The sequence below is a fragment of the Streptomyces kronopolitis genome (genome assembly GCF_050953795.1).
GTDB lineage: Bacteria > Actinomycetota > Actinomycetes > Streptomycetales > Streptomycetaceae > Streptomyces > Streptomyces kronopolitis_A.
This window is the reverse complement of sequence record NZ_CP191850.1, coordinates 4,180,905-4,202,608: the sequence shown is the minus strand read 5'-3', so window position 1 is coordinate 4,202,608 and position 21,704 is coordinate 4,180,905. Positions and strand designations below refer to the sequence as shown.

18 protein-coding genes and 2 tRNA genes are annotated in these 21,704 nt (G+C 70.8%); 16 read left to right on the top strand and 4 right to left on the bottom strand.

What is annotated here, in order from left to right; translation table 11 throughout:
• The first annotated feature begins 167 nt into the window (after window positions 1-167).
• From gnd to ACQP17_RS18475, 9 genes are all read left to right on the top strand, one after another.
• Complete coding sequence (gene gnd / locus ACQP17_RS18515) at window positions 168-1,046, top strand: phosphogluconate dehydrogenase (NAD(+)-dependent, decarboxylating) (RefSeq protein WP_364873491.1); 879 nt, start codon at window positions 168-170, stop codon at window positions 1,044-1,046.
• A 59-nt stretch (window positions 1,047-1,105) separates the two neighbouring features.
• Window positions 1,106-2,290 carry a DNA replication/repair protein RecF gene (gene recF / locus ACQP17_RS18510; protein WP_433857273.1) on the top strand — a complete coding sequence of 395 codons (1,185 nt, stop codon included), beginning with the start codon at window positions 1,106-1,108 and terminating at the stop codon, window positions 2,288-2,290.
• A complete protein-coding gene (locus ACQP17_RS18505) occupies window positions 2,287-2,820 on the top strand; it encodes a DUF721 domain-containing protein (RefSeq protein WP_364873495.1) in 534 nt (177 codons plus the stop codon). The genes recF and ACQP17_RS18505 overlap by 4 nt, the downstream gene beginning before the upstream one ends.
• Before the next feature lie 320 nt (window positions 2,821-3,140).
• A complete protein-coding gene (gene gyrB, locus ACQP17_RS18500) occupies window positions 3,141-5,195 on the top strand; it encodes a DNA topoisomerase (ATP-hydrolyzing) subunit B (protein ID WP_433857272.1) in 2,055 nt (684 codons plus the stop codon).
• Window positions 5,196-5,245: 50 nt separating this feature from the next.
• Window positions 5,246-7,870, top strand: a complete 2,625-nt coding sequence (gene gyrA / locus ACQP17_RS18495; protein ID WP_433857271.1) for a DNA gyrase subunit A — start codon at window positions 5,246-5,248, stop codon at window positions 7,868-7,870.
• A 15-nt stretch (window positions 7,871-7,885) separates the two neighbouring features.
• Window positions 7,886-8,563: a DUF3566 domain-containing protein gene (locus ACQP17_RS18490; protein WP_433857270.1), complete on the top strand. Its 678-nt coding sequence runs from the start codon at window positions 7,886-7,888 to the stop codon at window positions 8,561-8,563.
• Window positions 8,564-8,650: 87 nt separating this feature from the next.
• Window positions 8,651-8,724, top strand: a tRNA-Ile gene (locus ACQP17_RS18485).
• Window positions 8,725-8,913: 189 nt separating this feature from the next.
• Complete coding sequence (locus ACQP17_RS18480) at window positions 8,914-9,048, top strand: DLW-39 family protein (protein WP_003958712.1); 135 nt, start codon at window positions 8,914-8,916, stop codon at window positions 9,046-9,048.
• 602 nt (window positions 9,049-9,650) lie between these two features.
• On the top strand, window positions 9,651-11,105 hold the full coding sequence (locus tag ACQP17_RS18475; RefSeq protein WP_433857269.1) for a hypothetical protein: 1,455 nt from the start codon (window positions 9,651-9,653) through the stop codon (window positions 11,103-11,105).
• Window positions 11,106-11,146: 41 nt separating this feature from the next.
• On the opposite strand, the gene ACQP17_RS18470 is transcribed toward ACQP17_RS18475, so the two are convergent.
• The gene (locus tag ACQP17_RS18470) at window positions 11,147-12,769 is read right to left on the bottom strand and encodes a protein kinase domain-containing protein (protein WP_433857268.1); all 1,623 of its coding nucleotides are present in this window, start codon (window positions 12,767-12,769) and stop codon (window positions 11,147-11,149) included.
• Between the two features lie 104 nt (window positions 12,770-12,873).
• On the bottom strand, window positions 12,874-13,422 hold the full coding sequence (locus tag ACQP17_RS18465) for a helix-turn-helix domain-containing protein (RefSeq protein ID WP_433857267.1): 549 nt from the start codon (window positions 13,420-13,422) through the stop codon (window positions 12,874-12,876).
• Between the two features lie 127 nt (window positions 13,423-13,549).
• On the opposite strand from ACQP17_RS18465, the gene ACQP17_RS18460 reads away from it, so the two are divergent.
• Window positions 13,550-13,625: transfer RNA gene (locus ACQP17_RS18460), tRNA-Ala, on the top strand.
• A 123-nt stretch (window positions 13,626-13,748) separates the two neighbouring features.
• Here the strand turns inward: ACQP17_RS18460 and ACQP17_RS18455 are convergent.
• Window positions 13,749-14,732, bottom strand: a complete 984-nt coding sequence (locus tag ACQP17_RS18455; protein ID WP_433857266.1) for a LysR family transcriptional regulator — start codon at window positions 14,730-14,732, stop codon at window positions 13,749-13,751.
• Window positions 14,733-15,208: 476 nt separating this feature from the next.
• On the opposite strand from ACQP17_RS18455, the gene ACQP17_RS18450 reads away from it, so the two are divergent.
• Genes ACQP17_RS18450 through ACQP17_RS18430 form a run of 5 tightly spaced genes read left to right on the top strand, consistent with a single transcriptional unit; the run spans window position 15,209 to window position 19,903 of the window.
• The gene (locus ACQP17_RS18450; RefSeq protein WP_364873510.1) at window positions 15,209-15,976 is read left to right on the top strand and encodes a hypothetical protein; all 768 of its coding nucleotides are present in this window, start codon (window positions 15,209-15,211) and stop codon (window positions 15,974-15,976) included.
• Window positions 15,973-16,986, top strand: coding sequence for a DMT family transporter (locus tag ACQP17_RS18445; protein ID WP_433857265.1), 1,014 nt, complete (start codon window positions 15,973-15,975; stop codon window positions 16,984-16,986). The genes ACQP17_RS18450 and ACQP17_RS18445 overlap by 4 nt, the downstream gene beginning before the upstream one ends.
• Window positions 16,983-17,957, top strand: coding sequence for a pyridoxal-phosphate dependent enzyme (locus ACQP17_RS18440; RefSeq protein ID WP_433857264.1), 975 nt, complete (start codon window positions 16,983-16,985; stop codon window positions 17,955-17,957). The genes ACQP17_RS18445 and ACQP17_RS18440 overlap by 4 nt, the downstream gene beginning before the upstream one ends.
• The gene (locus tag ACQP17_RS18435) at window positions 17,950-18,687 is read left to right on the top strand and encodes an alanine--tRNA ligase-related protein (RefSeq protein WP_433857263.1); all 738 of its coding nucleotides are present in this window, start codon (window positions 17,950-17,952) and stop codon (window positions 18,685-18,687) included. Before ACQP17_RS18440 ends, ACQP17_RS18435 begins: the two co-directional genes overlap by 8 nt.
• Entirely contained in the window at window positions 18,677-19,903 is a 1,227-nt protein-coding gene (locus tag ACQP17_RS18430; protein WP_433857262.1) for an aminotransferase class I/II-fold pyridoxal phosphate-dependent enzyme, read from the top strand. The genes ACQP17_RS18435 and ACQP17_RS18430 overlap by 11 nt, the downstream gene beginning before the upstream one ends.
• A gap of 92 nt (window positions 19,904-19,995) precedes the next feature.
• Here ACQP17_RS18430 and ACQP17_RS18425 read toward each other — a convergent pair whose 3' ends face one another.
• Window positions 19,996-20,709, bottom strand: coding sequence for a DUF5324 family protein (locus ACQP17_RS18425; RefSeq protein ID WP_433857261.1), 714 nt, complete (start codon window positions 20,707-20,709; stop codon window positions 19,996-19,998).
• A 334-nt stretch (window positions 20,710-21,043) separates the two neighbouring features.
• Between ACQP17_RS18425 and ACQP17_RS18420 the strand changes: the two genes are divergently transcribed.
• The gene (locus ACQP17_RS18420) at window positions 21,044-21,571 is read left to right on the top strand and encodes a peptidylprolyl isomerase (protein WP_189096719.1); all 528 of its coding nucleotides are present in this window, start codon (window positions 21,044-21,046) and stop codon (window positions 21,569-21,571) included.
• The last annotated feature ends 133 nt before the right edge of the window (window positions 21,572-21,704 follow it).

The window sequence follows — 21,704 nt, the reverse complement described above, 5'->3', positions numbered from 1 at the left end:
CCCGCGGCGCGTATTCGCCGTGGGTCGCGGTGCCCTGGCCCCGCCCTGTGCGGCGACCGGCTGACGGGCCCCTGATGAGCGGCTGAGCCCACAGGTGTGCACGGACCTACGGGCGTAGGCTCGGACTCGGGTACGACAGCAACGACTACGTGCAAAGAGGGTCTCTGATGGAGCTCGGTCTCGTCGGTCTCGGCAAGATGGGCGGCAACATGCGCGAGCGCATTCGCCGCGCCGGCCACACCGTCATCGGATACGACCGCAACCCGGACGTGGCGGATGTCAACAGCCTCCAGGGGCTCGTGGACAAGCTCAAGGGCCCGCGGGTCGTCTGGGTCATGGTGCCGGCCGGTGCCGCCACCCAGTCCACGGTCGACGAGCTGGCCGAGCTGCTGTCGCCGGGCGACATCGTCGTCGACGGCGGCAACTCCCGCTGGACCGACGACGAGAAGCACGCCGAGGAGCTGAAGGCCAAGGGCATCGGCTTCGTCGACTGCGGCGTCTCCGGCGGCGTCTGGGGCCTGGAGAACGGCTATGCGCTGATGTACGGCGGCGAGAAGGACGATGTCGCCAAGGTGCAGCCGATCTTCGACGCCCTCAAGCCCGAGGGTGAGTTCGGCTCGGTGCACGCCGGCAAGGTCGGCGCCGGCCACTTCGCCAAGATGGTCCACAACGGCATCGAGTACGCGATGATGCAGGCCTTCGCCGAGGGCTGGGAGCTGCTGGAGAAGGTCGACTCCGTCACGGACGTGCGCGAGATCTTCCGCTCCTGGCAGGAGGGCACGGTCATCCGCTCCTGGCTGCTCGACCTGGCCGTCAACGCCCTCGACGACGACGAGCACCTCGAGAAGCTGCGCGGCTTCGCCGCCGACTCCGGTGAGGGCCGCTGGACGGTCGAGGCCGCGATCGACAACGCCGTGCCGCTGCCCGCGATCACGGCCTCGCTCTTCGCCCGCTTCGCGTCCCGTCAGGACGACTCCCCGCAGATGAAGATGATCGCCGCGCTGCGCAACCAGTTCGGTGGCCACGCGGTCGAGAGCAAGAAGTAGCCCGCAGCAGTACCGAACAGCAGTCACCGCAGAAAAAGCCGGGGGAGGTCGGCGCCGTCATGCATGTCACGCATCTGTCCCTCGCCGACTTCCGCTCGTACGCCCGGGTCGAGGTTCCCCTCGAACCGGGCGTCACGGCGTTCGTGGGGCCCAACGGACAGGGCAAGACCAATCTGGTCGAAGCGGTCGGCTATCTCGCCACGCTCGGCAGCCACCGGGTCTCCTCGGACGCGCCGCTGGTACGGATGGGCGCCGAGCGGGCGATCGTCCGGGCCGCGGTCGTCCAGGGCGAGCGGCAGCAGCTGATCGAACTGGAGCTCAATCCCGGCAAGGCGAACCGCGCCAGGATCAACCGGTCCTCGCAGTCCAAGCCGCGGGACGTGCTGGGGATCGTGCGCTCGGTGCTGTTCGCGCCGGAGGATCTGGCGCTGGTCAAGGGCGACCCGGGAGAGCGGCGGCGCTTCCTGGACGAGCTGATCACGGCCCGTTCGCCGCGGATGGGCGGGGTGCGGGCGGACTACGACCGCGTCCTCAAACAGCGCAACACCCTGCTGAAGACCGCCGCGCTGGCGCGGCGGCACGGCGGTCGGCAGATGGATCTGTCGACGCTGGACATCTGGGACCAGCATCTGGCGCGGGCCGGCGCCGAGCTGCTCGCCCAGCGGCTCGACCTGATCGCGGCGCTGCAGCCGCTGGCGGACAAGGCCTATCAGCAGCTGGCGCCGGGCGGCGGTCCGCTGGCGCTGGAGTACCGCGGGTCCGCGGGCGAGGCGATGGCCGCCGCCACGAACCGCGAGGAGCTGTACGGCGTGCTGCTGGCCGCGCTCGGCGAGGCCCGTAAGCAGGAGATCGAGCGCGGGGTGACGCTGGTCGGCCCGCACCGCGACGACCTGGTGCTCAAGCTGGGCCAGCTCCCGGCGAAGGGCTACGCCAGCCACGGCGAGTCCTGGTCGTACGCCCTGGCGCTGCGGCTGGCCTCGTACGACCTGCTGCGCGCGGAGAGCCCGATGAGCGGTCCGGCGGGCGCCCCGGACGAGGGCGGGCGACGGGCGGGCGAGCCGGTCCTGGTCCTCGACGACGTCTTCGCCGAGCTGGACGCGCGGCGCCGCGAGCGGCTGGCGGAGCTGGTGGCGCCGGGCGAGCAGGTCCTGGTGACGGCGGCGGTGGCCGAGGACGTTCCCGCGGTGCTGTCCGGGGCGCGCTTCGAGGTGTCCGGCGGCGCCGTGGAGAAGGTGATCCCGTGAGCGACCCGCAGCCCGAGCGGCCCAAGGAACCGGAGCTCTCCGGGGTGGACCTGGCCCGCCAGGCGCTGGTGGCCGCCAAGGAGCAGGCGCGGGCGCGGGGCGCGGCCGCCCAGCAGAAGAAGCAGGCCCGGCGCGGAGGCCTGCGGTCGGGCGCGCGGGCGGACGGCCGCGACCCGCTGCCGCTCGGTGCGGCGATCAACCGGCTGATCACGGAGCGCGGCTGGGAAACCCCGGCCGCGGTCGGCGGGGTGATGGGGCGCTGGCCGCAGCTGGTGGGGCCCGAGGTGGCGCAGCACTGCGAGCCGCAGAAGTACGACGAGGACGCCCGGGTGCTGACGGTGCAGTGCGATTCGACGGCGTGGGCGACGCAGCTGCGGCTACTTGCCCCGACGCTGGTGGCCCGCCTCAACGAGGACCTGGGCCACGGCACCGTGAAGGTGATCAAGGTGCTGGGTCCGGGCGGTCCCGCCCGGCGGTACGGAGCGCTGCGCGCACCCGGAAGCAAGGGCCCCGGCGACACCTACGGCTGAGCCGCGCGGCGCCGGGGTGACGCGCGTAGGACCCCCGTATACGGGTGAGGCGGGTGAGACTCCGCTCACGGTAGCCGCCGGTTGACAGCCGGAAGCGCTGAGTGCCCGTGTGAGCGCCTTGGGGCCCCTTCTCGGATATGGGGAGTCGGCGGACGCCAGTTCAGGGCGGCACATGACGACTCAGGTGGCTGCAAACCCCCATGAGTGTCAGCGCTACCGGTAGACTGATGGCAATCCCGCCCACTCGCGGAACATGTCGAACGACGCAGCCGCTCCCGCCTGTCTTCCCAGGGGTGATCCCCACAGGTGTGGAAGGGCTCGTGCTGTGCCAGAAAGGGCGCTTCGTGGCCGACTCCGGCGACCTCAACGAGAACATCACGGCTTCCACAGAAGAGGGGGTTCCTGCCGGCGTCCTGGGCGACTCCTCGGTGGAGAAGTCGTACGACGCCAGTGCGATCACCGTCCTCGAAGGCCTGGACGCGGTCCGCAAGCGCCCCGGCATGTACATCGGCTCGACGGGCGAGCGGGGCCTGCACCACCTCGTGCAAGAGGTCGTCGACAACTCCGTCGACGAGGCGATGGCCGGCCACGCCGACACGATCGACGTGACGATCCTCCCCGACGGCGGCGTCCGCGTCGTCGACAACGGCCGTGGCATCCCGGTCGGCATCGTGCCCTCGGAGAACAAGCCGGCCGTCGAGGTCGTGATGACCGTGCTGCACGCGGGCGGCAAGTTCGGCGGCGGCGGCTACGCGGTCTCCGGTGGTCTGCACGGCGTGGGTGTCTCCGTCGTGAACGCGCTCTCGCAGCGGGTGGCGGTCGAGGTCCGCACGGACGGCCACCGCTGGACGCAGGAGTACAAGCTCGGTGTGCCGACCGCGCCGCTGGCCCAGCACGAGGCCACCCAGGAGTCCGGCACCTCGGTCACGTTCTGGGCCGACGGCGACATCTTCGAGACCACCGAGTACAGCTTCGAGACGCTCTCCCGGCGCTTCCAGGAGATGGCGTTCCTCAACAAGGGTCTGACGATCGCGCTGACGGACGAGCGCCCGGACCACGTGGACGAGGAGGGCAAGCCCCTCTCGGTCCGCTACTTCTACGAGGGCGGCATCGTCGACTTCGTGACGTACCTGAACTCCCGCAAGGGCGAGCTGGTACACCCCACGGTCATCGACGTGGAGGCCGAGGACAAGGAGCGGCTGCTCTCGGTCGAGATCGCGATGCAGTGGAACACCCAGTACAGCGAGGGTGTCTACAGCTTCGCGAACACCATCCACACCCATGAGGGCGGCACGCACGAAGAGGGCTTCCGGGCGGCGCTGACGGGTCTGATCAACCGTTACGCGCGCGACAAGAAGCTGCTGCGCGAGAAGGACGACAACCTCACGGGCGAGGACATCCGCGAGGGTCTGACGGCGATCATCTCGGTCAAGCTCGGCGAGCCGCAGTTCGAGGGCCAGACCAAGACGAAGCTGGGCAACACCGAGGCGAAGACCTTCGTGCAGAAGGTCGTGCACGAGCACCTCACGGACTGGCTGGACCGCAACCCCAACGAGGCCGCGGACATCATCCGCAAGGGCATCCAGGCGGCGACGGCCCGGGTCGCGGCCCGCAAGGCGCGCGATCTGACCCGCCGCAAGGGGCTGCTGGAGACGGCGTCGCTGCCGGGCAAGCTGAGCGACTGCCAGTCCAACGACCCGACCAAGTGCGAGATCTTCATCGTCGAGGGTGACTCCGCCGGCGGCTCGGCCAAGTCCGGCCGCAACCCGGAGTACCAGGCGATCCTGCCGATCCGGGGCAAGATCCTCAACGTCGAGAAGGCCAGGGTCGACAAGATCCTGCAGAACAACGAGGTCCAGGCGCTGATCTCGGCCTTCGGCACCGGGGTCCACGAGGACTTCGACATCGCGAAGCTCCGCTATCACAAGATCATCCTGATGGCGGACGCCGACGTCGACGGTCAGCACATCAACACCCTGCTGCTCACCTTCCTCTTCCGCTTCATGCGGCCGCTGGTCGAGGCCGGGCACGTCTACCTCTCCCGCCCGCCGCTCTACAAGATCAAGTGGGGCCGGGACGACTTCGAGTACGCCTACTCCGACCCGGAGCGGGACGCGCTGATCGAGCTCGGCAAGCGGAGCGGCAAGCGCATCAAGGACGACTCGGTCCAGCGCTTCAAGGGTCTCGGTGAGATGAACGCCGAGGAGCTGCGGATCACGACCATGGACACCGACCACCGTGTCCTCGGCCAGGTCTCGCTGGACGACGCGGCCCGCGCGGACGACCTGTTCTCGGTGCTGATGGGTGAGGACGTCGAGGCACGCCGCTCGTTCATCCAGCGCAACGCCAAGGACGTCCGCTTCCTCGACATCTGAGCCCTGTCGGCCCGTACAACAGCCGCAGCTCGAAAGGACTTTGAACCAGCATGGCCGACGAGAACACCCCTGTGACCCCGGACGGCGTGACCGCCGAGGGCACGCCCGCCGCCATCGAAGGCGTGGGCATGCGCGTCGAGCCCGTCGGGCTCGAAACGGAGATGCAGCGCTCCTACCTCGACTACGCGATGTCCGTCATCGTCTCGCGTGCGCTGCCCGACGTCCGGGACGGCCTCAAGCCCGTCCACCGCCGGGTGCTCTACGCGATGTACGACGGCGGGTACCGCCCCGAGAAGGGCTTCTACAAGTGCGCCCGCGTCGTCGGCGACGTCATGGGTACGTACCACCCGCACGGCGACTCCTCGATCTACGACGCCCTGGTCCGCCTGGCGCAGACCTGGTCGATGCGGATGCCGCTGGTGGACTCCAACGGCAACTTCGGCTCCCCGGGCAACGACCCGGCCGCGGCCATGCGGTACACCGAGTGCAAGATGGCGCCGCTGTCGATGGAGATGCTCCGGGACATCGACGAGGAGACCGTCGACTTCCAGGACAACTACGACGGCCGTAACCAGGAGCCGACGGTCCTGCCGGCCCGCTTCCCGAACCTGCTGATCAACGGTTCGGCGGGCATCGCGGTCGGTATGGCCACCAACATCCCGCCGCACAACCTGCGCGAGGTCGCCGCCGGTGCCCAGTGGGCGCTGGAGAACCCGGAGGCCTCCCAGGAGGAGCTGCTGGAGGCGCTGATCGAGCGGATCAAGGGCCCCGACTTCCCCACCGGCGCGCTGGTGGTCGGCCGCAAGGGCATCGAGGAGGCCTACCGCACCGGCCGCGGCTCGATCACGATGCGCGCGGTGGTCGAGGTCGAGGAGATCCAGAACCGCCAGTGCCTGGTGGTCACCGAGCTGCCCTACCAGGTCAACCCGGACAACCTCGCGCAGAAGATCGCCGACCTGGTCAAGGACGGCAAGGTCGGCGGCATCGCGGACGTCCGCGACGAGACCTCCTCGCGCACCGGACAGCGCCTGGTCATCGTCCTCAAGCGGGACGCGGTCGCCAAGGTCGTCCTCAACAACCTCTACAAGCACACCGATCTGCAGACCAACTTCGGCGCCAACATGCTCGCGCTGGTCGACGGGGTGCCGCGCACGCTCTCGCTGGACGCGTTCATCCGCAACTGGGTCACGCACCAGATCGAGGTCATCGTCCGCCGCACGAAGTTCCGGCTGCGCAAGGCCGAGGAGCGGGCGCACATCCTGCGCGGCCTGCTCAAGGCGCTGGACGCCATCGACGAGGTCATCGCGCTGATCCGGCGCAGTGACACCGTCGAGGTGGCGCGCGAGGGCCTGATGGGCCTCCTGGAGATCGACGAGATCCAGGCGAACGCGATCCTGGAGATGCAGCTGCGCCGGCTGGCCGCCCTGGAGCGCCAGAAGATCACCGCCGAGCACGACGAGCTGCAGCGCAAGATCAGCGAGTACAACGCGATCCTGGCCTCCCCGGAGCGCCAGCGCCAGATCATCAGCGAGGAACTCGCCGCGATCGTCGAGAAGTTCGGCGACGACCGGCGCTCCAAGCTGGTGCCCTTCGAGGGCGACATGTCCATCGAGGACCTGATCGCCGAGGAGGACATCGTCGTCACGATCACCCGTGGCGGCTATGTGAAGCGCACCAAGACCGACGACTACCGCTCGCAGAAGCGCGGCGGCAAGGGCGTGCGGGGCACGAAGCTCAAGGAAGACGACATCGTCGACCACTTCTTCGTCTCCACCACCCACCACTGGCTGCTGTTCTTCACGAACAAGGGCCGGGTCTACCGCGCCAAGGCCTACGAGCTCCCGGACGCGGGACGCGACGCGCGGGGTCAGCATGTGGCCAATCTCCTCGCCTTCCAACCGGACGAGCAGATCGCGCAGATCCTGGCGATCCGCGACTACGAGGCCGTGCCCTACCTGGTCCTCGCCACCAAGGCCGGCCTGGTGAAGAAGACGCCGCTCAAGGACTACGACTCGCCCCGCTCCGGCGGTGTGATCGCGATCAACCTGCGCGAGCAGGCGGACGGCACGGACGACGAGCTGATCGGCGCCGAGCTGGTGTCGGAGACCGACGACCTGCTGCTGATCAGCAAGAAGGCGCAGTCGATCCGGTTCACCGCGACCGACGACGCGCTGCGCCCGATGGGCCGCGCCACCTCCGGCGTGAAGGGCATGAGCTTCCGCGAGGGCGATGAACTGCTCTCGATGAACGTGGTCCGCGCCGGTACGTACGTCTTCACCGCGACGGACGGCGGCTACGCCAAGCGCACTCCGGTCGACGAGTACCGTGTCCAGGGCCGTGGCGGTCTCGGTATCAAGGCCGCGAAGATCGTGGAGGACCGGGGTTCGCTGGTCGGCGCGCTGGTCGTCGAGGGGACCGACGAGATCCTCGCGATCACGCTCGGGGGTGGCGTGATCCGTACGCGGGTCAACGGAGTGCGGGAGACCGGCCGTGACACCATGGGCGTCCAACTGATCAACCTGGGCAAGCGTGATGCCGTCGTCGGTATCGCACGGAACGCCGAGGCCGGCCGTGAGGCCGAAGAGGTCGACGGGGTCGAGGGACCCGAGGAGACCGACGCGGCCGAGGGGACCGAGCCCACAGTGGCCGAGGGCGAGCAGCCCACGGCGGAGTAGCACGAGGAGTAGGTCGTGAGTGGAGCCACGGGCGCTGCAGCGGACGGACCGGGAGCCGGCAAGGGCTCCTCGTCGAAATCCGCCACCGTGACGGATGCCGGCGCCCGTGGCTCCGCCGTTTCTGACACCGGCCCCCGGGACGAGGGCTCGCACCAGGGGGGACCCGTGACCGATACCCGTCAGCCGCAACCACAGCCGCAGGGAAAGCCCGAGGGCGGCTCCGCACAGCCCTACGAGCCGCCTCAGGCGTATCCCACCGCCGGCGGACAGCAGGGCGGGGCCGCGGTGCGCCTGCCGCGTACGGGCGCCCGCACGGCCCCGCGGACCCGTAAGGCGCGGCTGCGGGTGGCCCGCGCCGATCCGTGGTCGGTGATGAAGGTCAGCTTCCTGCTCTCCATCGCGCTGGGCATCTGCACCGTGGTGGCCGTCGCGGTGCTGTGGATGGTCATGAACGCCATGGGGGTCTTCACCACGGTCGGCGGGACGATCAGCGACGCCACCGGCTCCGGTGACGGTGCCGGCTTCGATGTGCAGTCGTTGCTGTCGCTGCCGCGGGTGCTGCTGTTCACCTCGATCATCGCGGTGATCGATGTGGTGCTGGCGACCGCGCTGGCCACGCTCGGGGCGTTCATCTACAACCTGTCGGCGGGCTTCGTCGGAGGCGTCGAGCTCACCCTCGCCGAGGACGAGTGAGCCCGCACCGACGGGTGTGCGAAGGGCTCCGGGATCCGATTTTGGGAACGCCTCTGAAGTGCGCTAATCTTTCGGTGCAGCGAACGAGCGGCTATAGCTCAGACGGTTAGAGCGCTTCCCTGATAAGGAAGAGGCCCCAGGTTCAAGTCCTGGTAGCCGCACCGCGCAGTCGGCCCGGCCGGAGATCTCTCCGGCCGGGCCGATTCGTTCTGTGCGGGCGCAAGTTGGCTCGTGGCGGGCGCCGTGGCTGAGGTGTAGCCGACCGTGGGCTAGGTAACCGATCGGTATCAACCGGTGTGTATCATCGGCCGACATAGGTCCCCTACGTCAACGAAAGACGAGGTCGCGCGGTGAAGAAGCTTCTCCTGGTCGCACTGGCCGCCATCGGCGGGCTCCTCGTGTACCGCCAGATCCAGGCGGATCGCGCCGAGCAGGATCTGTGGACGGAGGCGACCGACTCCGTGCCCGCAGGTTCGGGTGTCTGAGACCCCACACGCACAGCACATTCGTACGGACCCCGACTGCCCCTGGGTGGTCGGGGTTTCGTGCGTCCGGGGGCGGCTGGGGCGCTCTGAGGGCGCCCTGGGAGGCGGGGTCGGCGGCCGGCGGCCCGGGTGGCCGAGGGGGATTGCGGGGGGCGGTGGCCGGGCTCGTGAGTTTGCTATAGCACACCATTTGCTTGCATTGGCAAACGCCTTGCCGGCGGTGTGGAGTGTGGCGCGGGGTGGTGTCGGCCGGCGCGTGGGGCTGCCAGGTGCTCGGGGTCGCTCGGTGGGGGCGGGAGTCGATGTTTCACGTGGAACATCGGGGCCAGCAGCTGTGCCATGACCAGGAGTTCGGGGACGAGTCGGAGGGTGGGGCACCGTGGTGCCGCGGGTCGGGGTGCCGCGGTCTCCCGGCGGGATTCCGGGCCCTCGGCGGACACCGCGCGGGACAGCGGTGGAGGATGGCCCCCAGGACGTGTGAGGGCGGTCGCCGCCGACGAGTGGGCGTCCTGCTGCCGGGCCGGTTCGGCGCCGGTCCACGTACATCCCCGTCGCCGGCCGGCCGCTGCCGACGGGAACACGGATCCGAGGAGGGGTGGCTCGTGGTGACGGCGCGCAGGACGCACAGGGGCATCGCCGTACTGGCGACGCTCGGCGCGGTGGCGGTGCTGCCGGGGGCGGTGGGCGTGGCCTCGGCCGACGCGATACCCGGCTACCGCATCGCGGACGGCGCCACCCGGGTCGGGGGATCGGCCAGCAACTCCGATGCACCGCGGCTGAGGCCCGGACTGCACACCGACCGCATCAAGCGCGGGGAGAAGAAGTACTACTCGGTCATCCTGGACGACCGGACGAACGCGTACTTCTCGGCGGTGGTGGCTCCCCCGCCCGGCACCAAGGTCCGGGACTACGGCGACAAGCTGACCATCAACGTCCAGGACAGCAGCGGGCACACGTGCGACACGGGAGCCAGCCCGTTCTTCCGCGGCGGTGGTATGGCGTATCCGATCGCCGACTACGCCACCCGCCGCATCGGCTCCGACCGCACGGCCTGTCAGAAGGCCGGCCCGTACTACCTGGTGCTCAGCCGGCAGGGCTCGGCGGCCTCCGGCTCCGACATCTGGCCGATCGAGCTGGACTACCTCGAAGAGCCCCCGCTCAAGGGCAGCACCCCCGCCCGGCCCGGCCAGGGCACCTGGAGCACCGCGACGCCCGCACCGCGCACGGACACCACCAGGCGCACCGCCCGGGGCGGCACCGGCTTCAACGACGCGGGCTCGGTGACCTCGGGCGTCTGGACGGACCGGATCCGGCCCGGCGAGACCCGCTTCTACCGCGTCCCGGTGGACTGGGGACAGCGCCTCAACCTCAGCGCGGAGCTGCCGAACGCCGCTGGCCGCAGCAGCGGCGGCGCCACCGGCAAAGCCCTCGGCCGGACATCCGGGTTCGTCGCCAGCGGCCTGGGGCTGGGCGTCTACAACCCGGCCCGCGGCGCGGTCGGCGGGGCCACCTTCGTCCCGTACCGGGGCGAGCCGGCAGCGGCCAAGCAGTTCACCGCGCCGGTCGACTACGGCAACCGCTTCAACCCCGTCAACGCGGTCAGCGCGATGCGGTTCGCGGGCTGGTACTACCTCGCGGTCTCCCTGCACCCCGATACCGCGCGGTACTTCCCCCAGGGCACGGACCTCACGCTCCGGGTGGACGTCCGGCTCCACGCCAAGTCCGGCCCCGACTACGCCCAGCCGGCCGGCACCTTCTCCGTCACGCCCGAGGACCGCGATACGGCGCGCACGGGCCGGACCGCGCAGCAGGCCGGGGAGACGGCGAAGAGCGGCGTCCTGATGACGGTGGCCTACGCCGGTATCGGCACCGGCGTGGTGCTGCTGACGGGGCTCGGGACGTGGACGCTGGTGGCCCGGCGCGCGGTGGCGGTGCCCGTCGTCACGGCGGGCACCTCCGGTGAGCCACCCGCACCGCCCGCCGTGCCCGGACAGTCGACCCGGACCACCCAACAGAGCCAGCGGGGCTCACAGTTCGGTCCACCGCCGGGCTGGTAGCGGGGCAGGAGCCGACAGCCGCTCGCGCCCGTGGCGTGGTGTCAGGCCGTCAGCAGCGCCCACACACCGACCGCGATGCACAGCAGCGCCACGATCAGCACCGGGATCGCGACCTTCACGGGCGGCCCCGGTCTCCGGTACGGCGCGGGCGGCGCGGCGGTCGGCGTGGCGACGGGGGCAGCGGCCGGGTGCCGGACGGGCAGCGGCTGCGGGCCCGCCGTGTAGGGGCGGGTCGCGGAGTGGTCCGGGGGGACGGCGGCCGTCGGCTCGTACGCGGGTGCCGGGGGCGGGGCCGGCGTATGGGGCATGCCGGACGAGGTGCCCGGCCCGGCGGGGCCCACCCGGGCGGCCGGGGCGCCATGGCCGGTGACCGGGCCGGTGTGGCCCGTGACCGGGCCCGTGTGCCCCGTGACCGGGCCCGTGTGCCCCGTGGACGGGCCGGTGTGGCCCGTCGGCATGCCCACCTGGCCGGTAGGCGTGCCCACCTGGCCGGTGGCCGGGCCCCTCTGTCCCGTGGGCGGGTGGCCGTATCCGGTAGGCGTGCTGCCGTACCCCGTCGGCGGACCGGCATGGCCTGCCGGCGGACCGCCATGGCCCGTGGACGCGGGGCCCGTGGGTGCATGGCCCGGCGCCGGACGCGGTCCCGGAGCGGGTGCGGGGGTGGGTGTGGGGTCCGGTGGGGCCAGCTGGAAGCTGCCGGTGTCCGACATGGAGACATGGCCGGTGGACGCGGTGCCCGCGGTGGCGCCGGCGGTCGCGGCTCCCGTGGTGTCCCCGGTGGCTCGCAGCGGCCCGGTCGGCCCGAAGCCGGCCGGCAGGGGGCCTATGTGGTCGAAGACCTCGACGATCTCGTCCTCGATCGTCATCTCCGGCAGCAGCTCGACCACCCCGAGGACGGCCTTGCGCGCCCCGGTGGCCGTCTTGAACCGCGCGTCCGGGTCGGGGTGCACCAGGGACGCCAGCACCTGCCACAGCGGCTCCGGCACGCCCTCGGGCGCGTCGGGGATGCCGGGCCGGTCGAAGTGGTCGGTCAGGCCCTCGGCGTCCGGCTTGACGCCGGTGATCAGATAGAGCGCGACCAGGCCGACCGCGAACAGATCGGCGGGGAAGTCCGGTTCGGCGCCCAGCATCTGCTCCGGCGCGAAGTAACCGGGCGTCCCCACCACATAGTTGGCCTCGGTGAGCCGTGGCTCCCCCTTGCGCATCGCGATGCCGAAGTCCGACAGCCGCAGATGCGGACGGCCGGTACCGGTGGCCTCCAGCAGGATGTTCGCCGGCTTGATGTCACGGTGCACCACGCCCTCCGCGTGCACCGCGGCCAGCCCGGCCAGCAGCTGGTCCAGCAGGACGCACACGAACCGCGGCGGCAGCGGCCCGTAATCCCCGATCAGATGCGCCAGCGAGCCGCCGTTCACCAGGTCCATGGTGAACAGCACCTTGTCGTCGTCCGCGGCCCAGCTCGCCGGGGCCAGCACATGCGGGTGGTCGATCCGCAGTGCCTGTTCGCGGACGAAGCGCAGCAGTGTGTGCGCATCGCTCTGCTGGAGCACCTTGGCCGCGACGTAGCGCCGCCGCCGGGCGTCCCAGGCGCGCCAGACCGCGCCCACCCCGCCCCGTCCGATCGGGTCGATCAGCTCGTACCGGCCGGCGAAGATCTCACCCATGGCGCCCCGTCCGCTGTCTGAACTCGCAAGGTCCCCTGTGGCCACGGGGGGTCGTTCGGATCCTGGCCCGCTCCCCGATCCACCACGATCCGAACGACACCCCGCTAGCTCTGGTGCGCCTCGTAGTGGGCGACCGCGTCCGCGGTGCGACCGGCACCGTAAACCCGGAGAAACTCTGCCAGTTCGGGGTGAGCGGGGGCGAGGGTGTTCGCCGCGTCGATGATGTCCCCGGCGTCGGAGACGGACCGCAGCAGCGACTGGATCTCGCGCACCACGCGCCGCACCGTGGTCGCCCCGGTCGAAGACGTCTGCTGCGCGGTGTTGTTCAGCACCGAGCCCCCCGCGGTCTTCCTGATCTCTTCCATGCGGTCGGTCGCCTCGGCGGCGCTGACGCTGCCGTCGGCGACCTGGCCGGCCAGGTCCTGCAGCGCCTGCACCCGCTGGACCACGGCCGGGTTGCCTATCTTTGCCCGCTGTCCGCTCATCAGCTGGGACAGCATCGGGGCGGACAGCCCCAGTACGGCGGCGAGCCGGGCCTGGTTGAGGCCGAGATCGTCGATGAGACGGCGGAACAACGCACCCAGAGGCTCCCCGTACCAACTGCGCTGCAGCTCCCGGGCCCGCGCGGTGGCTTCCTGCTGTGCTGCGTCCATACCGTCTCCCCTGTCTCCCCGGTGGCTTCGCTGCCGCGAATCTCGCGAAGCATCCTACGGAGAGCGACGGTGCGCGGCGATACCCGGTCGGGAAAGGGGCCGGACACCGGGTACCCTGGTGCGCGAAGGGGCCTTAGCTCAGTTGGTAGAGCGCTGTCTTTGCATGGCAGATGTCAGGGGTTCGACTCCCCTAGGCTCCACCACGAAGACCTCTCCGACCTGCGGAAACGCGGTCGGAGGGGTCTTTTTTCGTGCCGGCGTCGCGGGCCGGCTCCGGACGGGCGGAGGACGGCGCGCGGGGGCGTGTCCCGGCCGCCGGTTCCGGCTCAGCCCGGTGCCGTCGACGGTTCCCGCGCGGCGAGGCGGGCGGCGCCTCCCAGGTGCTGGAGCATGAGCCGGACCGCCGGCACGGACTCGTGGGCGGGCAGGGTCAGGGCGACCACCTCGCGCGGGACGGTGGGGACGACCGGCACCAGGCGGATCGACGCGGACGGCACGGAACTCAGCGCCAGCTCCGGCAGGACCGCCACCCCCATGCCGGCGCCGACCAGGCCGATCACCGTGGGGTAGTCATCGGTGGTCAGGTCCATCCGGGGGGTGAACCCACTGCGCGCGCAGAGCTTCACCACATGGTGGCGGCAGCTCGCGCAGCCGAGGACCCAGGTGTCGTCGGCCAGGTCGGTGAGTTCCAGCTTGTCCGCGCCGGCGAGGTGATGGCCCGCGGGGAGCAGGCCGACGAGCCGGTCGGTGAGCAGGGGATGCGCGACCAGACCGTCCCAGTCGGCGTCGTCCGCCTTCTCCGCGCCGGGGTCGTCCGGGTATGCGGCAGCGGTGCGCGGGGCGAGGGCGGGGAGGTCCGGATAGCGGAAGGCCAGCGCGATGTCGCACTCGCCGTCGCGCAGCATCGCGATGGCGCGCGGCGGTGTGGCCTCGCTGAGGGTGACCTCGATGTCCGGCTGGGCCGCGCGCATGGTGGCCAGGGCCGGCGGGATCACCGTGGCGGTGCCGCTGAGGAAGGAGACCAGCCGCACACAGCCCATGTGCAGGCCCGCGATGGCGGCTATCTCCTCTTCCGCCGCGGTCAGCCGGGCGAGAATGGACGTGGCGTGCCGCGCGAGAATCTCGCCGGCTTCCGTGAGACGCGCGTCCCGCCCCGAGCGGGCCAGAATCGGCGTTCCCACGGACTTTTCGAGGGCTTTTATCTGCTGACTGACTGCCGGTTGCGTGCAGTTCAGCTCACGTGCGGCGGCGGTGAATGAACCGGCCTTCATCACGGCATGCAGTACACGAAGGTGGCGGGGCTCGATCACTCGGCGAGCATACGGAATTGCCGTGTTTCCGATCAACCCCATTGAGCAGACGAGGAATGGGCGGTGACGTCCCCGGCGTTGCTCACCGGGGAGCCGTGATTGCAAAGCTACCCCCAAGTGAAGGTAAAGAGATGGGGTCATGGGAAATGGAGTGCGGAAATCCGGATTCCAGTTATGGCCGCAGTAATCGGGATGAAGGGTGCGAATATACCGTCCGGTTGCCGCATCAAAAGGGTCGAACGGTACGAAGCGGGCGCATTTTTCCGGCCTTCAAAATGACTTTTATGGATACCTAAAGGATATCTTGGATTGCAGCTCCGATCATGGCCGTATAGAACTGCGCCATGCCTGCCGAGATCGTCACAGCGATCCATGGCACTTTCGGAGAAATTCTCCAGGGGTATACCTTTGGTGCGCATGGGTTCGAGCATTTTCTTTTCACTGCCCCGATCGAGGAGTTGAAAAGTCAGGCTCGGTTGTGCCCGCAAGAGGGCACGGGTAAGAAGCGGCTCGGCATCACTCCTGGTGACCGGGTCAAGGCCCTTTCCGCTTTCGAATTACTGAGCGCCGAGCTGGGACACGGCGCTCCCGACTGCACGATCGAGATCGATTCCAACATCCCGGTGGCGAAGGGTTACGCCAGCTCCACCGCCGACATTCTGGCGACCGCTCAGCTGTGCATTCGCAGCCTGCACCCGCAGACCCCGGAGCCGGTCGTGCACGCGCTCGCGCTCTCCGTGGCCCGGAAGCTGGAGTACGGCGACTACCTCCTGCACCCGGGAGTCGCGGCCTGCGCCCAGCGCACCCACCGGCTCCTGCACGCGTACCGCACGGACCTGCGCTGGACCATCGTCGGCATCGACGAGGGCGGCTGGGTGCGCACCGAGGAGTTCCACCAGGAGAGCCCCGAGGACCCGGGCAAGGCGCGGGTCTACGCACAGCTCTTCGCGCAGCTCGACACCGCCCTGCGGGCCGACGACTACGCGGCCGCGGCCGAAGTCGCCTCCCGGAGCGCCGAGTTGCACAACGACCGGCTGCCCAAGAAGTCCCTGGAGGACCTGCGGCGGATCCAGCACGACCTGGGCGCCCTGGGCGTCTGCATCGCGCACAGCGGCACGCTCGCGGGGCTCATCTTCTCCCGCCACCAGCCGGACCACGACCTGCGGGTCCGGGAGTGCCGCACGCAGCTGGAGGCCTGCGGATACAGCAGCGAGACCTTCACCCTGAAAGAGGCCCAGCGTTGACGACCAGCACCACCAGCACGGCCCCCGAGCCGGGGGCCGCCCCCGGTCCGGCCGCGCCGGACCCGAGCCCTCCGACCCGCCCCCGGTCCCAGGCCCACTACCAGGGCATGGTGCTGCTCGCCGTGTGCTGCCTGGCCCTGGGCGGGGTGTTCGTCCGGATCAGCGAGATCGGCCCGGTCGCCACCGGCGCCTACCGCTCCCTCTTCGCCGTACCGCTGCTGCTCGGGATGTCCGTCGCCCTGTCGCGGAACGCGGGCCGCACGGCCCGCGGCGGCCAGGCCCCGGCGGCGGGCGAGGCCCCGGCCGCGCAGGCCCGGGTGACGCCGCGCGACCGCTTCCTGATCGTGCTCGGCGGGCTGTTCCTCGCGGCCGACCTGTGCCTGTGGAACATCTCGTTCCTCTACACCTCGCTGGCCGAGGCCAACCTCCTGGCCAACCTGGTGCCGTTCATCATCGCCCCGCTGCTGTTCTTCCTCTTCAAGGACCGCATCCCGTGGAAGCTGCTGTTCCCGGCGCTGCTTGCGCTCGGCGGCCTGTACATCCTCGTCATCCTGGGTACCGGCCTCGACCCGCAGCACCTGCGCGGTGACGTACTCGCCCTGCTGACCGCCGTGTTCTACGCCCTGTTCCTCGTCGTGACCAAGGGCCTGCGCGAGCGCTACGAGGCGACCCGCATCATGGCCACCCTCAGCCTGGCCTGCGCCGCGGCCTGCTTCGTCGTCGCCGCCGCGCTCGGCGAGAGCCTGTGGCCGACGACGGCCAAGGGCTGGCTGGTGCTGATCGCGCTCGCCGTGACCTCGCAGGTGCTCGGGCAGACCCTCATGGCGCACGCGGTGAAGTTCCTGCGGCTTCAGCTGGCCGCCGTCTACGTGCTGCTCCAGCCGGTCGCCGCCGCCGTGTACGGCTTCGTCCTGTTCGGCCAGGAGCTCAGCTGGATCCAGCTGGCGGGCATCGCCGTCCTGCTCATCTCGATCTTCTGGGCCAAGAACCTTCTGGAGGGCCGTTCATGACCGTCACCGCCGCGCCCCCGGACCGCGTCGATCCCTACGCCGTCCTCGACGGGCTCAGCCGGCTGACCACCCTGCACGCCGGCCGCATCGACGACACCCGTCTCGTGCTGCGCGCGATCCACGGCAGCCCCGCCACCGAGACCAGCTTCAAGTCCATCCTCGGCCTCGGCCTGCTGCTGCTGGCCCGGGAACACGGCCTGCTCGCCGAGGGCCAGCCGGTGATCGAGTCCACCTCCGGGTCGCTGGGCCTGGGCCTGGCGGCCGCGGGCCGCCTGCTGGGCCACGAGATCCACCTGGTGTCCGACCCCGGCATCCCGGCCGTGACCCGGCGCAAGATCGAGCTGGCGGGCGCCGTGCTGCACCTCGCCCCGGCGCCGCACCCCGTCCTCGGCTTCCAGCAGGCCCGGGACGACCTGCTCCAGCAGCTGCGGGCGGAGAACCCCCACTACTACTGGACCAACCAGAACGACAGCCCGCTCAACCCCGAGGTCTACACCCGCTGGGTGGTCCCCCACCTGAGACGCACCCTGGACTTCGCCCGCATCAGCGCCGGCATCTTCTGCGTCGGCAGCGGCGGCCACTTCTCCGCGCTGTCCGCCATGCTGCACGACGAGGGCATCCGCTCCTATGTCGCCGACCGGCACGGCTCCATCACCTTCGGCGGCGACCCCGCCCCCAGCATCCTGCGCGGCACCGGCAACCAGAACCGCATCCCGGCCGTCATCGACTCCGCCCGGGACCGCGTGGCCGGGGTGTTCCAGGTGTCCGACGCCCAAGCCTGTGCCGGAGTGCAGGAGTTGGCGGCCCGCGGCATCAGCGTGGGCGGCTCCTCCGGCGTCTGCTACATGGGGGCGCGCCAACTCGCCGCCGCCCTGGGGCCGGACGCCGAAGGTGAGATCCTCACCTTCTTCGCCGACCGCGGCGAACTGTATGGCACCACGCTACTGAACTGGGGAGACAGCAGTGATTGAAGCCGCCCTGTGGAGCTCTTGCCCGCCCACCAAGCAGCTCTTCCACCACGACCCGTACGCCACCACGGGCACGGCGACGGTGCTCCAGGTCAGTGACCGCTACGCGATCTTCGACCAGTCCGTCTTCTACGCGGAGTCCGGCGGTCAGGTCGCCGACCAGGGAACGGTCAACGGACAGCGCGTCATCGACGTGCAGAAGGCCGGCGGCCGCCCGTTCCAGCTGCCCAACGGCGAAGTCGCCACCATCGAGGCGGTGTTCTACCACGAGTTCGAGGAGCCCTGCGCGCTCACCGTGGGCGAGCAGGTCACGATGGAGATCGACGGGGAGCGCCGGCTGCACCACATGCAGATGCACACCCTGGCGCACTTCCTCTTCCACGCGACCGGCGAATACCTGGAGTCCCAGGGGCTGACGCGGTCGACCCGCGGCTGCCACATCAGCGACAGCTCCGCCCGCTTCGACTTCAACTGCGCGATCGCGACGGACGCCGTCCCCGGCATCCAGGAGCGCGTCACCCAGCTGCTGGCCAACTCCCCCGAGGCGACGGTCGACCCGCTGCCCGGCACCCGGGACGTCTTCGTGTGGCGCTCGGGAGACCTGGAGATCCCCTGCGGCGGGACGCACGTCCGCCACCCGAAGGAGATCCAGGGCACGGTGTCCGTGCGCCGCCGCACCAAGGGCAAGGGCGGCACCCGGCTCTACATCGAACTGGACCGGAATGCCCCATGACCTCCGGGCGGCGACGGCCCACCAGCCGCCGGCCCGCCCCACCCGTACCGCCTCGCCCGGCCTGCTGCCGGAGCGTCCGCGCTTCCTGGCCGACCTCGACGCGCTGCGCGCCCGCCGCACCCTGAAGTGGCAGCTCGGCCCGGACACCCCCGACCGGATCTGCCTCGGCGTCGCCGAAATGGACCTCCACCCACCGGATTTCCTGCGCTCCGCCCTGGTCGAGGCCATCGGTCTCGGCGAGACCGGCTACGGCCTGCCCGAGGCGCAGGAGGCGGCGTGCGGGCGCTATCTGGCCGAGCACCACGACGCACAGGCCGCCGGGCTGCGCTGCACCACGGACGTGCTGACCGGGCTGCGCACCCTGATGCACTCCGGGCTGCCGCCGGGCAGCCCCGTCCTCGTCGAGACCCCTGTGTACGGCGATCTGTTCACGGTGGTCCGCGAGGCGGGCCTCGTACCGGTGGCCGTGCCGCTGCGCCGCACCGGGGGGCACTGGCAGCACGACTGGGCGGCCCTGGCCACCGCGGCCCGGGAGGGCGCCCGCGGCTGGATCGTGTGCCAGCCGCACAACCCGGTCGGGCGGGCCTGGACCCTCCCGGAGCTGTCCCGGGCGATCGGGGTGTGCCGGGAGCACGACCTGCTGCTGCTCTCCAACGAGGTGCACCTCCCGCTGGGGATGCCCGGCCGCGCGATGCCCTCGGCGTTCGCGGACGCGGCCGTCCACGGGATACGCGCCTTCGGCCTCACCTCCGCGTCGAAGGCGTTCAACATCCCCGGGCTGAAGAGCGCCAGTGTCTACGCCTCCGAGCGCTCGGCGCACGCCCTCGCGGAGCTGCCGCAGAGCCTTCTGGGGCGCCCGGGCAGCCTCGGCGCCCTCGCCACCGTCGCCTGCTACGGGCCGGAGGGCGTCGCCTGGCTGCACACCCTGCGCGAGGAACTCGCCGAGCGCGTGCGGCTCGTTCTCGACGAGCTGACGGATCTGCCGGTGCGCGTCGCCGCGGCGGCGCCCGACGCCACGTACCTGGTGTGGGCCGAGGCCGCGGGGGAGCAGGACGCGCGCCGGTTCGCCGGGGCGCTGGAGCGCAGCGGCATCCACGTCCTGGCCGGCGAGACCTTCGGCGGCCAGGCGTTCGCGAACTGCTTCCGCATCAACGCGGCGAGCCATCCGGCGATCCTGCGGACGGCCTTCGCCCGGCTGCGGTCCGCGCTCGGCTGAGGACGTATCGCACGGCCCTACGCGGGCGGGCCGTGTCCGCCGGCTCCCGGGAGGGGAGGGCGGACACGGCCCGTGAGCCGGTGGCGGCCGGATCAGGCGGTGCTGCCGCCGCCGCGTTCATCGGCCTCGGCGTCGGCCTGCTTGGCCTGCACCTCGGGGTCGAGTGACTGGCTGCCGTCGACCGAGCTCAGCCGGCCGCGGTCGCTGACCTCGGTGGGAGCCGGCGGCTCGACCAGCCAGTCCGGGTTGGCCTGCTTGTCCCACCACTTCCATGCGGCGATCGCACCGCCGGCCAGGAGGCCCAGCACGGTGAGGCGCTTGGCGGCCTTGCCGCACTTGGCCCGCCGGCTGTGCTTCTTCTGGAGCTTGGCGATCTCCTTGGCCGTCACCTGGCCGCGGAGCGCGGCGAGCGCGGCGGCACCGCGCGCGACGGCTTCCTCCCGCACCGGCTCGGCCGCGGCGCGCGCGCTGGTCACGGCGTTCTCCAGCCGCGGCCCGGTGTAGTCGGCGGCCTGGCGGGCGGCCTTGCGGGTGCGGCGTGCCGCGCGGGTCGCCGCGGCGTCCACCTTGGGCGGCAGGGTGCCGCGGGCGTGCTCGAACCGCGGCTGCAGGTGGGCGTCGTACTGCGTGCGTGCCTGGTGGGCGGCCTCGGCCACCTTGGGAGCCGCGCGCGTACGTGCTTCATGAGCGAAGTGCACGGCGGCTTCCTTGGCCGTACCGGCATACGGAGCCACCACCTCCGCGGCGTGCCGCACGCTGTCCCTGGCCGTACCGGTCGCGGCGCGCACGCTGTCCTTGCGGGTCACGGGATCCTCCTCCTCGGTGGCGTTGTCCGGGGCTGGGGGCCTGGTTCCCCCGTGTCTGCTGTATCGCCTGTCCACCCGTTTGAAGATCATGCCCGCTCGGACGTCACACGGCATGTGCGAGCGGGCATCCGGGTCATTGCGGACCTTCCGGAGCCTTGTTGACGACAATGCCACGCTTTGCCGCTCCCGGCGCAGGAAATCGGCACGAAGGCCGTCACGAGCCGGGCGGGGGGAAAGAGTGGCGCGCGGCCCGAGAGGGGTGAGGTCGGACCACGGGCGGGCCGGTCCATGCGAGGATCGTGAACCGTCAGTGCAGACTTATGGAAGGTAGATCGTGGCTGAGCAGCTCTACGCCACCCTGAAGACGAACCAGGGCGACATCGAGATTCGGCTTCTGCCGAACCATGCACCCAAGACGGTCAAGAACTTCGTCGAGCTCGCCAACGGCGAGCGGGAGTGGACGCACCCGGCGACGGGCAAGAAGTCCACGGACCGCCTCTACGACGGCACCGTCTTCCACCGGGTGATCAGTGGCTTCATGATCCAGGGCGGCGACCCGCTGGGCAACGGCACCGGCGGCCCCGGGTACGAGTTCGGGGACGAGTTCCACCCCGACCTGGCCTTCAACAAGCCGTACCTCCTGGCCATGGCGAACGCCGGCCCCGGCACGAACGGCTCGCAGTTCTTCGTGACCGTCGGCGCGACCGCCTGGCTGACCGGCAAGCACACCATCTTCGGCGAGGTCAGCAACGACGCCGGCAAGAAGGTCGTCGACGCGATCGCCGGCACCCAGACGAACCCGCGCACGGACCGTCCGGTCCAGGACGTCGTCATCGAGTCGGTGGTCATCGAGACCCGCTGAGCCGTGTCTTGTGCCCCGGCGTGAGCCGGGGAACCATTGCGCCCCGCCCGGTCGTACATCAGGCGGGGCGCGACGCTCGTCCGGAGCCGGGCGGGAGGGCGCGTGGGCGCCCGGACGGAGAAGAGGACGAGGG

Coding starts and splice junctions, on each gene's coding strand:
- gnd (WP_364873491.1), top strand. CDS start 168: ATGGAGCTCGGTCTCGTCGGTCTCGGCAAGATGGGCGGCAACATGCGC.
- recF (WP_433857273.1), top strand. CDS start 1,106: ATGCATGTCACGCATCTGTCCCTCGCCGACTTCCGCTCGTACGCCCGG.
- gyrA (WP_433857271.1), top strand. CDS start 5,246: ATGGCCGACGAGAACACCCCTGTGACCCCGGACGGCGTGACCGCCGAG.
- ACQP17_RS18470 (WP_433857268.1), bottom strand. CDS start 12,769: ATGGGTGAGATCTTCGCCGGCCGGTACGAGCTGATCGACCCGATCGGA.
- ACQP17_RS18465 (WP_433857267.1), bottom strand. CDS start 13,422: ATGGACGCAGCACAGCAGGAAGCCACCGCGCGGGCCCGGGAGCTGCAG.
- ACQP17_RS18440 (WP_433857264.1), top strand. CDS start 16,983: ATGACCGTCACCGCCGCGCCCCCGGACCGCGTCGATCCCTACGCCGTC.
- ACQP17_RS18430 (WP_433857262.1), top strand. CDS start 18,677: ATGCCCCATGACCTCCGGGCGGCGACGGCCCACCAGCCGCCGGCCCGC.